Below are 12,921 nucleotides of genomic sequence, written 5' to 3'. Positions count from 1 at the left end.
ACGCATCATACGTCCAGACGCTCTATCGTCAAACCTCGGCATTTAGGCTGATCAAGAGTTAAGTCCCTCCAACGCCTTCTCCCACTCAGGATCGTCGTAAAGCGATGTCACCGAAGCGCTGCCGCCAGACGACGCCCGGTTGACCGCCATGGCCGACGCTTGTGCGCCATCGATGGAAAGCCATTTCTTTTGCTTGGTGAAGCGAACGATATGCCCAGCCGGATTGGTTTCAGCCTGGACGTTGGCAAAACAGAATCTCAACACCGGATGGCCTCCATGCCGGAAGCGTTTCGCAACGATCGCCCGCTCAAGTTCTGCAATGGCGGGCATCATCGATAGGCTACCTTGCCGGTGTTCGATCGCTGGGTAGCCATCCTCAAGCAGGTTGTTCATGATGTTGCGCGCCATCGCGGGATCGAAAGCGATTTCCTGGACGCTGTAGGTTTCGCAGAGTTCGCGAACCTTGTTTTCGACGGTGCGAAAGTCGATCACGTTGCCGGGTGTGGCAGTAATCAAGCCTTCCTCAGCCCAACGGATGTAAGGTGCGCCGGTTGATTCCTGTCGCTGCCGCAGATTGTCGCGCGGACAAAAAAACCACGGCACGGCAACGTAGCCGTCGCCCTCACGGAACGCCGCAATGATAACCGTCAAGTCGGTACTGCTCGACAAGTCCGCCGCCAGCCAGCATTCCCCACCTTCAAGGGCGGTTAGATCGATCGGTTCGGCGCCTTCATCATAGGTCGCCATGTCGACAAACGGACTCGACGAGTGGTCCGGCCAGAAGTTCAAATGATACTGTTTGAAGGCGTCTTGATCTGAGGGGCGGCTCTCAGCCTCACGCGCCATCGCACGCAAGCCCTTGATGTCAGGATAGCCAAGCGCCAGACCGGGATTGACTTCGTGCCAGACCGCCTCATCTTTCCAATCCGCGCCCTTATCCGGTTCGAACAACACCGGGAGGAATGTCGGATCCTCTATCTCGCCAGACGCAACACGTTTGGCGTATTCGTAAATATCGAACGCCAGATTCTCTTGGCCGCGGCCCGCCGTGGTCGTGATGACGTGCAATGACTCTGAGGTCTTTGCCAGAGAGGTTCGCAGCGCCTCCCATAGGTCGCGTTTCTTCCACGCATGGATTTCATCCGACAACAGGAAGTTTACCGTCCTGCCGTGTTGTGTCGCGCCGTCGCTGGAGATGGCCTCGTATGTCGCGCCCTTGCGGACGTGTTGAATCTTGTAGGTGCCGGGCCGGAGCTTTAGCTTTTTTGCAATGATCGGGTCGGCGTGAATGATGCCGGTCGCTTCGTCATACGCAATGCGAGCCTGTTTGGCGTCGGCTGCTGCGGATACGGTCTGGCCGTTCGGTACGCGTTCCGCGCCGAAGGTATGCAGACAAACGAGCGCAGCACCGATCGAGGTTTTGCGCGCGCCGCGTGGCACCATGGCGAAAACGGTTCGGACCTGACGTTGGCCATCAGCATCGCGCGGGCCATAAATGCGCCGCACCAGCCGCTCAACCCATGGGTCGAGTTGGAACGCTCGGCCTGCAAGCCGCGACTTCGGATGCTTAAGTGCGCGCAGAAAATCCACCGCACGTTGGCCGTAGCCAAGCGGGTCTGCTATTTCGCTGTCATCAAAGAGCCAGGCGGGACGCATTAAAGCTCGTCAGTCTCACATAGGATATCGGCAAATGCCTTGCGCGTGTCCGGCGTAACGGCGCGAATGTTGTACTCGCTATCGGTGCGGACATTCCGCAAGCGCCATGTGCCCTCTACTTCAGCGAGCGCAGATTGCCAGCGCACGGTAATCACAAGGGTCTGCGTGCCCTGCAAGCGGCCAGCCAAGACGGTTTCGCCAGCCTTCAAAACCTTGATGGCGGCACGCGCCTGGAACTGTGCAACCCATTCCGTCGTTGAACCGCCGGCACCGTCACTGACGGAAACCTGTTTTAGCAGTTCAACGTTCTCGCGTAAGTCGCCGGCTGTGGTCATTACAAATCCATCGCATTGTCTTCGTCATCGTCATGCGTTCCGGCACGGCTGCGACTGGCTGGCGTCAATCCTAATTCAGCGGACCAACGGCGGGACTCCGCGGTGGCCTCGCGCAACGTTGCGAAAGCAGGATGACGTTTGATTTCGCCCAGCCGGTTTTCGACATAGGCGCCATCCTTCGCGATGGCAGCACGCGCATCCTTGATGTCGGACGCGGCCTCGCAGAAGCGCTCAACGGCGTGCATATCGGCCGGAGACAAGACACGCCGCTCAACAAGCACCGGCAGAACGCGCCGCCATTCAATCTTGGCGTCGGTAGACATTGCTTTAGGCGGTTGCGGTACAGTGCGGATGGCGTCCGAGATGGGCTGTGGTTCGGCCTTGCGCCCTCGCGTATGATGACTCATCCGAAATTCCAACTGCGAATCTGGTTGATGATGTCCCGCGCACCATACGGAATCTCGCGCAGAGTTACGTCAATCGAGGTTTCCCGGCGCTCATACCAAGACGACGCAATTAGCAAGGTCGCCTGTTTCAGGTCGCGCGATGGTTCGGAGGGCGGACTATCACCTTCGGGATCGTCGACAAGGAACGGACGAATGAAGTCCGTTGCGGAGTCGAGATACCCTTCAATAAGGTCATCATCGTCATCAAACCCGATGCGTGCATGGGCTTTGAATTCTTCAAGTGTTGCGTAACTCATTGTTTAAAAGTCCATTTTAGGGACTGGCCCAATTCAACGTTTTCGCGAGCGATGCTGGGACGTCGGTACTAGCCGGTCGATGGCAAAACGAGACCCACGCCCCGGCGGCATGATGCTGCGAACGTCGCGGCGCGTGGTGCGTTAGTATTTCGTGGATGCAACGCGCTGCCATCAATCAGAGGGCTTATCAGTGGCCTTGCTAATGGCTCTACCGAAGCTGCCATCAAAGCGCGCTGTCTTGCGGCCATGGCATACGGCGCACATGCTCTGAAGGTTGGTTACGTCCAGCCTGCGGTGCGGAGCGCGACGAATGGACTCAATGTGATCCACCAGTGTTGCATCGTCACCGCAACCAACACAGCTTGGATGCTCAGCCAACCACGCATCACGTAACTCTCTCCATGCTGCATCGTATCCACGCTGTGGTGCTGTTGGCCTGAGCTTGTCAGCATTGGCCTTCCTCAGTTGTGCACATTGGCACCGCTTGCCGGCTGCCACCACGCGACCACATGAGCAAAGGCGTGGCGCTGCGTAAGGCACTAGCGAGCACGATGGCAGAAGTACCAGCCAGAGGACTCAAGCGCGTCTATCAATTGCTCTGCTAAGCTGTCGTCAGCACCGCGTGACGCCAGCAGCATCTTGATAATCTCGATCGGCTTTCGGATAGTCATGCGAACCCCTCAGAAACGGCGGGGGAATCCACCATCGCGGATTCCCCCTTGGTTGCGCGCGTTCAGCACATCACGTCACGCGCAGCCATAACGGTTACGCTACCGGCTTGTCCGCGGCGTTGCCCTTCACCACGAGGGCACCAGCAACAATCGAGGTGCCAGAGGTCTTGGTGATCACGGCTCGGATATAGCGCTTGTTACCGATATATCCGGCCTTATAGACGGACGTGGCGGCAAGGCTGGTAGGCAGCGTGCCGGTTAGGTCGTCGGCCACAACGTCAGTGAAGTCGCCATCGGTGGTCGTGTCCGACTCCTGAACCTTCACCACGTATAGGCCGGCACTGGTAATCGCACCGGTATTGACGACAACCGCCGCGCTGTTGAAACCGAACAGATCGACTGCAGTTCCCTTGGTGGTCGCAGCATAGTCAACGGGAGCAAGCGTCTGGTCGACGCCAATGTTATTCGCGATATCGCGCATTACTGTTTATCCTTATTGAAAGAGAAGTGAGCGGGCCGAAGCCCGCTCGTTGATGACTTAGGAGGTCGCGCACTTAATCTTGCGGAGCGCCTCGGCAAGCACCAGCGCACCACCGGTACGACGACGGGCATGGAAGCGAACCACGCCAGAGGTTGCCTGGCTGTACGGGTCGCGCATGATCGAGAGGTTCAAGCGGTCATAGATTCGGTAGGCATCGGAAACCGAGCCGAACAAGATGGGCTCGGCTGCACTGCCGATGTCATCCATGGTCGGATCCTCAATCAAAGGACGGCCAAGGATCGTCGCCGGGTCTCCCTGCGCGAGGCCGGGCTGCCAGAGATACGCTCCCGTCGAGCCATCCTTGAGCTTGCGAACCGCTGCGATCGTCTTCGAATTCATCAACCAGACACCGCGATTGCGGTAGTAAGCCGGCAGCGAATAGAAGGCGTCAATCAGGGTGTCAGCCGGAGCTGAACCAAGCGTCGAAGCATTGCCGGTGGCTGTATAGGCAACGCCAGCAGCCGTCATGATGCCAACCGGTTTCTTTACGCCGTCGCCCTGCGAGAAGCCTGAGCCTTCAAGCCGGCCAAACTCTTCCGAGAGGTCCGACGCAACTTCCGACTCCACGTTAACCGCGGCGTCTTCAAGCAGACGCTGCGACACGTCAACGTAACAGGCCATCTCATGGATCGGTACTTCGATCTGCCCATAGCTGGACTCGGTCCCAGTGCGGGTTTCGGTTTCACCAACCCACGAGCCAGTCGGCCGGCCGGTACGCTTTGGCAGCAGAACCTCGCCGCTCGACGTCGAGCCAACGCGCGCCGCCTGACGGATCGGGGACATTTCAACAATGCCCTTGACGACTTCCGCGCTGAATTCGGCAGGCGCCAGATAACCGCCCGAGGTATCGTCGGCAACGCGCAGCGTCTTGATTTCGTCGGGCTGCAGCGTTTCCTTGCCGCGGCGAAGATAACCAGTGAACGCCTTGCGCTCGTCGCTGATCTCGTCCTTTTTCTCAGTGTGGATGGCGGGACGATTGATCTTCGTCTCGATTTCATCGAGGCGCTTGGTAATATCGGCAACCGGTGCGGTGGCCTTCTTCACGTCTTCCGTAAGAGCGGTCAGCGCCGACTTGACTTCAACGATGGACGGATCGCCTTCGTCGACGTCAGCCGCAGATTTGGTCTCAAGAAAATGAAAGGTCATTGTAGTCCTAACTATTGATGGAGGTACGCGCAGAATTGATGGCGTCGACTAGCGCGCGGAACGTTGTCGGGCCGTTGGATTTGACGGCCTCAACCGTCGCTGAAGGCAGCATTGGAAAAGTGACCACGCTGATTTCGTGCAACTCGACTTCGTCGAGCATTCGAGTGCCCTTGGCTTTATCGAACCGGGCAGACTTGGTGCGGTATCCGATCGACAATCCATCGAGCGCACCCGCCTTCAATAGAGCGTGGGTTTCACGCCCCTTGACGGTATCGAGTACCAACCGGCCGGAAACGCGCAGCCCTTTGGTGTCCTCAACAATCTCGGTCCAGACTCCAATTGGTTCGGTTTGGTCATGCTCTCTCAGCATCTTCACCCGCGAAGCAGATTTTTGCTTCAGGCTCTTGGTGAATGCGCCACGAGTAACAATGTCCCGGCCCAGGTCGGTGATACCGAACAAGGAAGCGTAGCCGGAGAATACGCCGTCATCGCCAACAGATTTAACGTCTAGCTGGACGACGCCAGTCTCGAGATTCTTCAAGCCGCGGATTCCTTCGGAGGTTGAATGTTGTCGTTCGCCGGTTGCTTGCCGGATGTCGTAAACGGGTTTTGCAATTCATCACCGCCAGCGAGCGGTGGCAGATTTTCCCGTTTGCGAACGTCGTTCGCAGTCATGACACCCATGCTGCGGAATTGGCTGTAAGCCGTAGCGCGCACCGCGGTATCGGCGCGGAGCAAATCATCGACGATGAATTCAAAGCTATATTGCGAACGTTCTTCCTTCGTCAGAAGGGTCCGCGCATAAGCGTCCGTCCAGCCGCGCAACCATGGCAGCATGCAAGTCTGCAAGAATTGCAGATTGAGTTGTTCCGTGTTCGACCACGTAGCCCGCGACAAGTCCGACAACATGGTTGCCGGTACGCGCGTCAGCCGCGCAATCTCATTGATTGCGAAATTGCGTTGCTCTTGGTGTTGTGCCTCAACCGACGTAAACGCAATCGGAGTATATTCCGCCTCGTTATCGACAACCGCAACGCCACCGCTACTGTCGCCGCCGTGCGCTGATTTCCACGATTGCGCTACGCGTCCGGCAGCAGTTGCATTTAGTGTTCCCTTGAAAGAAAGAATACCACCGGGCCTGGAATTGTTTTTGAAAAGGCGAGCGGCAGTACGTTCAAGCAAGATGCCTAAGCCGATTGCATCGCGTCCGGCCTGCAACAAACCGAGTCCGCGTTTTCCGTCAAGCGACGGCGATTGCAGATGAATGATTTCGTCGGTCGTGTAGTTCTGCGTCCCGATACGGTACGACGGCCTGTTGATGTTATCGAACTCAACAACCATCGAATGTCGGGGAATATGAAGTATCTCGGTAGGCTTGCCGTTGGCCTTGCCAACGAAACCAAAACCATCACCGTGCAAAACGGCATCGATCGTGATTTGCTGCCGAACCTGGCCCGCAGATTGCCAATCGTTCGCCATGTCGTGCACGAGCGCGTAGGCTGGGTGCGAGTCGTCTGGCTGCTTGCCTTCACCGACTACCTTGTTAAGTTTACAAGGCAGCATGCGAGTGGTTTCACTGATAAGCGAATAGGCAGCATTCACCGGGGAAAAGTGCGCTGCAGTTTCCGCCGTAATGGTCACGCCACTAGCAGAAGACGAAAACAACCCCATGAGCGCTGCCCATGAGGTTGAATCGCAATCGGTCAGTTCGGATTTGGTCTCCGCCACCGGAGCCGATTTACGCGAGAACCAACCCACTAGGCGGCCCTCCAACTGCGAATAGTCGACTCGTGTTCAATGGCGCCAGCAGCGCTCCAAGAAGATTGCAACGACGTTGCCTCTTGAAAATCAACGAGGTCGTCAGTGTGGACAGATCGCAAATTGATATCTCCGTCGTGGCCGATCCAGACAATCTCGGCGTCGCTACCGTTAATGGATGCGACCTTCACCAGCCGGCCGCGATAGGCCGCTGGCGCGTTCACGCGAATTGTCATCAGGGCCTAATAGTGTTGGATTTGGCAGGGAGAGGCGATCGTGTCGCCTACGCAATATCTGGACTCGCCATCACCGTGCGACGGCGCATCTAGCGAGGTGATCGCAAGGCTGTTTCCCAAAGCGCGCTTGCGGATATCGTTGTTGGCCTTTTTGTTCTTCAGGTCCGCTTTCGTTAGCCGGCCTTCTAGCACAGCTAAGACGAACTCTTGCGCAAGGTCGTGGCGATCATATCGTTGCGACTTAAAGCGATTGAAGCCAGCGGCGAAATTCTTATCGGCCAGCAGCGACGCGAGCAACATACGAGGTTCGGTCGGGTCTTTAATGTAGCGGAGATAATGGGTACTCGCACTGTGCGAACTATACGCGCGGTCGAGGCGTGCTCGAAATTTCGGATCATTCCTCGCGCGTCGTTGTAGCGAGCCATTCCTCGGCAAATCCGCGCGGCGCAGCGCAGTGGCAAGGTCTGGGGCGGTCGATCGTGCAATTAGTGCAATTGCCTTGTCAAACTCAGCCTCGGTGAAATCCTTGCGCCTCGGCTTTACCTTGATCGTCGTGCTTCGAATACCAAGCACCTTGGCGCGCTTCACCATGGCAGCGACGTAAGCCGGGCGCTTATTGGGGTTCGCGAGAAGCCATTCGGTTAGACGGTCGCCATTGATGCCCAACTCTTTGCCGGCGGTGACTGCACTGTGACCTTCCGCAATCAACTTAATCAATGCATCGAAGTTCGCCGCGATGCGGTCGAGACTTGGCCTGCCCTTGGCGTGCCGAACCGCAGCAATCTCTGCCGCGCGCTCTGGACGGTTTTGCAGATACCGGGACCACGCCGCATCGGAGGGTGCACCGGGCACCGTAAGTGTCGCCTGACGATCTGACATGCCGGACGCGATAGCCGCCTTAATGGCGGCAAAGCATTTATCAGCCTTCGGGACTGGACCTGGCAATGGGACCGTTCTGCGAACATGAAAAGGTGGGCGCCCCAAGGCTCTCCCTTGGCATAGCGCCCAGACCGCCAGCGTTGCGCATGACGGCTAGGGCAAAAAGTCGCGATGCAATATCTCGCGAATTTCTATTGCCCTCGTACTTATGAGGCGACGGGCAGGATTTTTTCAGTCTCAGGCGGCAATCTGCAAATATTTCTGAACCGCCATCTCGACGTAGCTTTCGGCCTTGGCGCGACTAACGCCGATGGCGTCGGCAATTTCGCCTGTCGTCGAGTCGCCGGCAGCCATATCAAGCAGCGTGCAGACGGCGGGTCCGAGCCGTGCGCGGATACGCTTGGTGTCGATGGCGTTAGCTATTTTTTCCTCTTCGCCCATATCATCAACCGCCCAATCGGGTGCCGCAGAGGAATGCTGTCGGTCAAAGACAGTCTCGCCCGCGATGGCGCGCCACTCGCCTTTTACGGGCTTACCGTCATCGTCGCGAGAGGTGACGACATACACCTCCTGCGTCTCTTCCCGGTAATGATTGCCGGGCTCTCTCTTCTCAGCCTCAACCGCCGCCACGATAGTGTCGGCATCCAGAACATCACGCTCAACGGTTTCCGTATGGTCGAAGTCCACCGTTCTATTGTCGTTTGCTGCACTTAGGCGCGGCATCGTGTTTCGGACCTGCCAACCAACGAGGCCGGTCACGAGCTCGAGTTTGCCGGCCTTATGGAGCCGTCGTCCCTGCGGCCATGAGCCACCCTGATAAGCGCGTTCGCCAGCGGTGGCCTGCTCCGCTACCAGCTTGCGGTGCTCTTCCGGACTGCGCGGCTGGTTGTCGTTGGCGTGATTCATGTCAGGTCGTTTCCTGTTTTTATTTGCCCGTGGTGCCGCTCCATCAAAGGAGCGCGCGCCTTCGGGCGCTATGGGGTTATAGGGGTGTGTGCGAGTACCCGTTGGAAGGCGTTGGAAGCGAATAAAATCAATGAGTTAGTCCACCGTTGGAAGTTACCGTAATTGGTGTGCGAACATCAATGATTTCAACGACTTACAAAACCGTTGGAAGGCGTTGGAAGGTGGGTTGGAATCAGCCGTCGTCGGCACCTCCAAAGTCTTCCGCCGAAACAATCAAACGGCTGAACCGACGCGAGGCCGGTCCCTCCTGCACAATCTTGATGACGCCGGAGTCCAGCAACCGCTGCATCGCCAGCTCCATGTCGCGGACCTTCACACCCTTTGCGTCGGGGTGCTTCTGAATCATACGCGGTGCAAACGATGGCGACTTGTTCGGGCTTGGCCGCTGGCCCGTCCGGTTCAGCTTCGACAGAACGGCAAGAAACACCTTGTCGTTGCGACCGTTTATCAATCCGTCAGCAACCCCCGGTTTGCTCGGGTCGTGCAGAACGAACGAGCCGTCCTGCCATTCAAGATACGTCTCATCACCGATTTTGCCGTAGTTGCTCTTCACGGTTTTCAAAACGCGAATGTCACCTTCACCGCTGGTAAGATAGAGGCGCGAACGGACACTGTTATTCCAAGCGGTCGAGCCGCTGTAGCCGCTGCCGGACGCCATGCCGGCCACGGACGGATGCGCCAGCAACAGAACCGCACAGTTGCGGCCAATAGCCAACTTGCGAAGCATCGCAACGAAATGGCGGACTTGCGCTCGCTTTACTTCGTCACCACCAAACAAGTCAGCGGCAGTGTCGAGAACGACAAGGCCGGGCTTCCAATCCTGCACAAATGTGTCAACACGGCTCCATAGCGAGGTCGCTTTCATGTTGCCCTTAGAATCTGGCTCGGAAAGGAGTGCGTCCATATCAGCCAGCGGAAGAATGCGAAGGTCCGTCAACTCGGACATTTTTGCGCTGTGTGCTGTGGCGATATCATCCAGACGACGGTGAAATTCTTCAGCCTCGTCTTCGGCGCCGACGTAAAGCACTCGCCCTGGCCGGGGTCGCAAGCCTAGAGTCTCAATCGCCAGAGCAGACGCCGCGCCAATCTGCAAACCCAAAAGTGATTTGCCTACACCACCGTCACCGGACAGCAGCGTTACTTGCCGATGCGGAATGAGGCCGGTCAGAAACCACTCGCGACCCTTTGCGACGGTGCCATGCCACTCTGATGGGTCGACTAACGGGAAAGGCGCGAGAGGGTTTATCGGCATTATGCCGCCACCCTCCGGGGCGAACTTCGGAGCGCCATCTAGTACGCCCATGAACACGTCGCCGGAAACTTCTTCAACCACCGCGCCCGCGATTCGCCAGAACGGTCCAGTTGAAAGCGCCCGGTGCGCGATGTCATCAAAGACAAGTTCGCCGCGCTGGCCGGGTAAAAGCTGCTCACGCTGGAATTTTTCGAGATACTCGCGTTCCTCGTCTGCCGTCAGTTTCGGCTTGGTGCTGGCGAGTGTTGATGCTGCGGAAGGCTCGTTGTCATTGGCTGCAACCGGTTCATTGACCGCCTTCGGTTCGGGCCGATACCGAACCTCGCCGCCGCCGGCGGCACGCTGCAGATCCTCGATGATGAATACAGCGTCGGAAGGATCACCCTGCAGTTGGCGATGCACGACCGTTTCGCCGTCCTCAGACAGATATGACAGGAAGACGTTGTTGTGATTGCCGACGCGCCGGTCCTTGTATTTCCAATCGTCAGTGTAGACGACGCCGTTCGAAATATCGTCGGATTCACGTTCACGTCGCAGAGCCTCGCCGATGGTTTCCATCGTGAGGCTAGCGATATCCAGATCAGGATCGAGCGGCACATAGATGTCGCCGTCGAGTATAGCCCCCATCTGGTCGACCTTGTCGGATCGAGTGAGGTCGGCCGGATCGAAAGATTTAGCTTGCAATGCGTTCAAGGCATGCGCCTCCGGTAAGGGACTTCTGAATTTCCGCGATCGCGGTACGATCGAACGCGGTGTTTCGCGCATAGGCGCGGATGCTGCCGTCATGTGTCCGAACGATCTTGACGTCGAACATGCGGATGCCAGGAGCGGCTTCGATTTCAGCAAAGCCGATTGTGCCGCCACCGGATGGTGCCGGTCGGTAATTCAAAATTCTCATAATGGTCTCTAAGGGGAGTTTTTCGGCGCACCCGGCAGAGGGCCAGTCATGCAGTAGTTCGCCCCGGCCAAAGCCAAGGCGATGATGCATCAGTCGGTATCGTCTTCCGCTTCGCGCGTAACGAAGGCGGCCATTTCCTTCCGCTTTTGCGGGTCTTCAATACGAATCATGCCTTGGATAACCAAGAGCGATGCAGCGCCATCGGAGTCGAAACCAACGGCGCATAGTTGGCTGATGGCGTCCTCGACGATCTCGCGCGTCTTGGAGTTCTTATATTTGCCGACCTCGATCATGCAGCCTCCCGCTTACGGTTGTTATCGTTCGCACCGCGTTTCGCGATACGCGCGTCAATCCACGCTTCGACTTCCTCTCGGACAAACGCGATTCTCCGAGGTCCAAGCTCAACGGCTTCAACGAACACGCCGTCATCGCGCAAGGCATTCACCATTGAACGAGACATACTCGTCATGGCGCAGACAGTCTTGATGGAAACCAGCCGCGGCTGGGCAACAGGAATATGCTGGGGGGACATTCAGGAACCCTTGTCAGGGTTGCGGTGCGACCGCGTAAGCGCTCGGCGAGGAAAAAGGGCCAATCACGCTGACAGCGTCGGCATTGCCGATGCATACCCTACATATAGCGCTCGAATGTCATAAATGTCAACATCTAGTCCACATTTATTTGTCGGTATTTAGATACCTTTCCCACGCATCCATCAGTTTCCTACGCTGGGCGAGAGCGGTGCTTCGCCGATAGGCGCGCTCGGTTTCGTCCCCGACCGCATGCGCCAATGCCATTTCCGCTATGTCGCGTGGAAATTTCGTCTTGTCGCCGGCCCAGTCCCGAAACGTCGATCGTAGCCCGTGGAGAGTCGCGGCCTTATCTGGCGATGCCAACCGTAGCGCCTTCACCATTGCGGTATCGCTGATCGGCTTACTGTCTTGTGCACCGCCGAAGATATAATCGCCGGTTGCCCGTTGCCTCATGGCCTCGACGATCTGGAGCGCGCGGGCTGTGAGCGGGACGATATGCTCCTTACCCGCCTTCATCCTCTCGGCGGGGACGGTCCATGTTTTGGCCTTCACGTCCACCTCTGCGAAGGTCGAGTACCGGGCCTCGCCCGACCGAGCCACCGTCAGCGCTATAAACTCCACCGCTCGCGCCGCCGTACCCGAAGAATGCCGCAGCGCCTCGATCGTCTGGGGCGCGTCCGCATAGGCCAGCGCGGCATGGTGGCCGCGCGATAACTTTTGGCGCTTGGGCATTACCTTCTCAAGCAAACCTCCCCACCGGGCCGGATTCCCAGCCGAGCGCCACTCATGGGCGATTGCGTAGTCGATCACCGCTTGAATGCGGGACCGCAGACGTGCCGCCGTCTCGGGCCGTTCGGCCCAGTGTGGCAGGATACAGTCTTTAACGTCGCCCATCACGATATCAGCCACCGGCAGACGGTGCAGCGGCTTGGCGTACGTCCGCAGCGTCATCTTCCATTGCTCAGCGTGCTTGGGGTTGGTCCACTCGGATTCCTTGGCCGTGAGCAGTTGCTCCATCACCTCGCCAAACGTCTTCGGTTTGATCGCGTTTCGCGATGCGCGGGGATCCTCACCTCGGGCGAGTTGCTGCCGGATTGCGTCGGCCTTCTCTCGGGCCAGCGGCAGCGAAACCGGTGCGGTGCCTTGTCCATATCCACCAAGCCCGATCTCATTACGCTGTTGACCGCGGCGATACACGAACAGCCAGTTGCGGCTGCCGGTCTTTTGGACTCGAATGAATAGGCCGTCACCGTCGCCGTATATTCCCGGCTTGGAAATCGCCTTGATCTTCGTTTCGCTCAGCTTGTTACGGGCCATTTTCTCTGCCGGTTGTCATAACCACCATAC

General features: G+C 57.8%; 16 protein-coding genes. All 16 read right to left on the bottom strand.

What is annotated here, in order from left to right; all coding sequences use genetic code 11:
* Positions 1-51: 51 nt before the first annotated feature.
* Positions 52-1,656, bottom strand: coding sequence for a terminase large subunit (locus OCA5_RS09430; protein ID WP_012563299.1), 1,605 nt, complete (start codon positions 1,654-1,656; stop codon positions 52-54).
* Positions 1,656-1,991 (bottom strand): phage head closure protein, encoded by a 336-nt coding sequence (locus tag OCA5_RS09425; protein ID WP_012563300.1) that lies wholly within the window; start codon positions 1,989-1,991, stop codon positions 1,656-1,658. The genes OCA5_RS09430 and OCA5_RS09425 overlap by 1 nt, the downstream gene beginning before the upstream one ends.
* On the bottom strand, positions 1,991-2,398 hold the full coding sequence (locus OCA5_RS09420) for a phage terminase small subunit P27 family (protein WP_013913096.1): 408 nt from the start codon (positions 2,396-2,398) through the stop codon (positions 1,991-1,993). Before OCA5_RS09420 ends, OCA5_RS09425 begins: the two co-directional genes overlap by 1 nt.
* Complete coding sequence (locus OCA5_RS09415) at positions 2,395-2,694, bottom strand: head-tail connector protein (protein WP_012563302.1); 300 nt, start codon at positions 2,692-2,694, stop codon at positions 2,395-2,397. Before OCA5_RS09415 ends, OCA5_RS09420 begins: the two co-directional genes overlap by 4 nt.
* Before the next feature lie 171 nt (positions 2,695-2,865).
* Positions 2,866-3,024 carry an HNH endonuclease gene (locus tag OCA5_RS19480; RefSeq protein WP_244396197.1) on the bottom strand — a complete coding sequence of 53 codons (159 nt, stop codon included), beginning with the start codon at positions 3,022-3,024 and terminating at the stop codon, positions 2,866-2,868.
* Between the two features lie 435 nt (positions 3,025-3,459).
* Positions 3,460-3,846, bottom strand: coding sequence for a hypothetical protein (locus OCA5_RS09405; RefSeq protein ID WP_012563305.1), 387 nt, complete (start codon positions 3,844-3,846; stop codon positions 3,460-3,462).
* 57 nt (positions 3,847-3,903) lie between these two features.
* Positions 3,904-5,052: a phage major capsid protein gene (locus OCA5_RS09400; RefSeq protein ID WP_012563306.1), complete on the bottom strand. Its 1,149-nt coding sequence runs from the start codon at positions 5,050-5,052 to the stop codon at positions 3,904-3,906.
* 7 nt (positions 5,053-5,059) lie between these two features.
* On the bottom strand, positions 5,060-5,593 hold the full coding sequence (locus OCA5_RS09395) for an HK97 family phage prohead protease (RefSeq protein WP_011508938.1): 534 nt from the start codon (positions 5,591-5,593) through the stop codon (positions 5,060-5,062).
* Entirely contained in the window at positions 5,590-6,810 is a 1,221-nt protein-coding gene (locus tag OCA5_RS09390; protein ID WP_012563307.1) for a phage portal protein, read from the bottom strand. The genes OCA5_RS09395 and OCA5_RS09390 overlap by 4 nt, the downstream gene beginning before the upstream one ends.
* 242 nt (positions 6,811-7,052) lie before the next feature.
* A complete protein-coding gene (locus OCA5_RS09380; RefSeq protein ID WP_012563309.1) occupies positions 7,053-7,925 on the bottom strand; it encodes a hypothetical protein in 873 nt (290 codons plus the stop codon).
* 237 nt (positions 7,926-8,162) lie between these two features.
* A complete protein-coding gene (locus OCA5_RS09375; protein ID WP_012563310.1) occupies positions 8,163-8,831 on the bottom strand; it encodes a hypothetical protein in 669 nt (222 codons plus the stop codon).
* Positions 8,832-9,063: 232 nt separating this feature from the next.
* Positions 9,064-10,836, bottom strand: coding sequence for an AAA family ATPase (locus OCA5_RS09370; RefSeq protein ID WP_012563311.1), 1,773 nt, complete (start codon positions 10,834-10,836; stop codon positions 9,064-9,066).
* Complete coding sequence (locus OCA5_RS19145; protein WP_162096601.1) at positions 10,817-11,131, bottom strand: hypothetical protein; 315 nt, start codon at positions 11,129-11,131, stop codon at positions 10,817-10,819. The genes OCA5_RS09370 and OCA5_RS19145 overlap by 20 nt, the downstream gene beginning before the upstream one ends.
* A complete protein-coding gene (locus OCA5_RS09365; RefSeq protein ID WP_012563313.1) occupies positions 11,131-11,334 on the bottom strand; it encodes a hypothetical protein in 204 nt (67 codons plus the stop codon). Before OCA5_RS09365 ends, OCA5_RS19145 begins: the two co-directional genes overlap by 1 nt.
* Positions 11,331-11,573 (bottom strand): helix-turn-helix transcriptional regulator, encoded by a 243-nt coding sequence (locus OCA5_RS09360; protein WP_013913091.1) that lies wholly within the window; start codon positions 11,571-11,573, stop codon positions 11,331-11,333. Before OCA5_RS09360 ends, OCA5_RS09365 begins: the two co-directional genes overlap by 4 nt.
* 145 nt (positions 11,574-11,718) lie before the next feature.
* Positions 11,719-12,891 (bottom strand): tyrosine-type recombinase/integrase, encoded by a 1,173-nt coding sequence (locus tag OCA5_RS09355; protein ID WP_012563314.1) that lies wholly within the window; start codon positions 12,889-12,891, stop codon positions 11,719-11,721.
* Positions 12,892-12,921 lie beyond the last annotated feature (30 nt).

This window comes from Afipia carboxidovorans OM5, from assembly GCF_000218565.1.
GTDB lineage: Bacteria > Pseudomonadota > Alphaproteobacteria > Rhizobiales > Xanthobacteraceae > Afipia > Afipia carboxidovorans.
Note: the sequence above shows the minus strand (reverse complement) of the source record. Positions and strands in the feature narration are given on the sequence as shown.

Excerpts from the sequence above, each read along its gene's own strand:
- OCA5_RS09430 (WP_012563299.1), bottom strand. The coding sequence starts at position 1,656 with ATGCGTCCCGCCTGGCTCTTTGATGACAGCGAAATAGCAGACCCGCTT.
- OCA5_RS09425 (WP_012563300.1), bottom strand. The coding sequence starts at position 1,991 with ATGACCACAGCCGGCGACTTACGCGAGAACGTTGAACTGCTAAAACAG.
- OCA5_RS09420 (WP_013913096.1), bottom strand. The coding sequence starts at position 2,398 with ATGAGTCATCATACGCGAGGGCGCAAGGCCGAACCACAGCCCATCTCG.
- OCA5_RS09415 (WP_012563302.1), bottom strand. The coding sequence starts at position 2,694 with ATGAGTTACGCAACACTTGAAGAATTCAAAGCCCATGCACGCATCGGG.
- OCA5_RS09405 (WP_012563305.1), bottom strand. The coding sequence starts at position 3,846 with ATGCGCGATATCGCGAATAACATTGGCGTCGACCAGACGCTTGCTCCC.
- OCA5_RS09400 (WP_012563306.1), bottom strand. The coding sequence starts at position 5,052 with ATGACCTTTCATTTTCTTGAGACCAAATCTGCGGCTGACGTCGACGAA.
- OCA5_RS09380 (WP_012563309.1), bottom strand. The coding sequence starts at position 7,925 with ATGTCAGATCGTCAGGCGACACTTACGGTGCCCGGTGCACCCTCCGAT.
- OCA5_RS09375 (WP_012563310.1), bottom strand. The coding sequence starts at position 8,831 with ATGAATCACGCCAACGACAACCAGCCGCGCAGTCCGGAAGAGCACCGC.
- OCA5_RS19145 (WP_162096601.1), bottom strand. The coding sequence starts at position 11,131 with ATGCATCATCGCCTTGGCTTTGGCCGGGGCGAACTACTGCATGACTGG.
- OCA5_RS09365 (WP_012563313.1), bottom strand. The coding sequence starts at position 11,334 with ATGATCGAGGTCGGCAAATATAAGAACTCCAAGACGCGCGAGATCGTC.
- OCA5_RS09360 (WP_013913091.1), bottom strand. The coding sequence starts at position 11,573 with ATGTCCCCCCAGCATATTCCTGTTGCCCAGCCGCGGCTGGTTTCCATC.
- OCA5_RS09355 (WP_012563314.1), bottom strand. The coding sequence starts at position 12,891 with ATGGCCCGTAACAAGCTGAGCGAAACGAAGATCAAGGCGATTTCCAAG.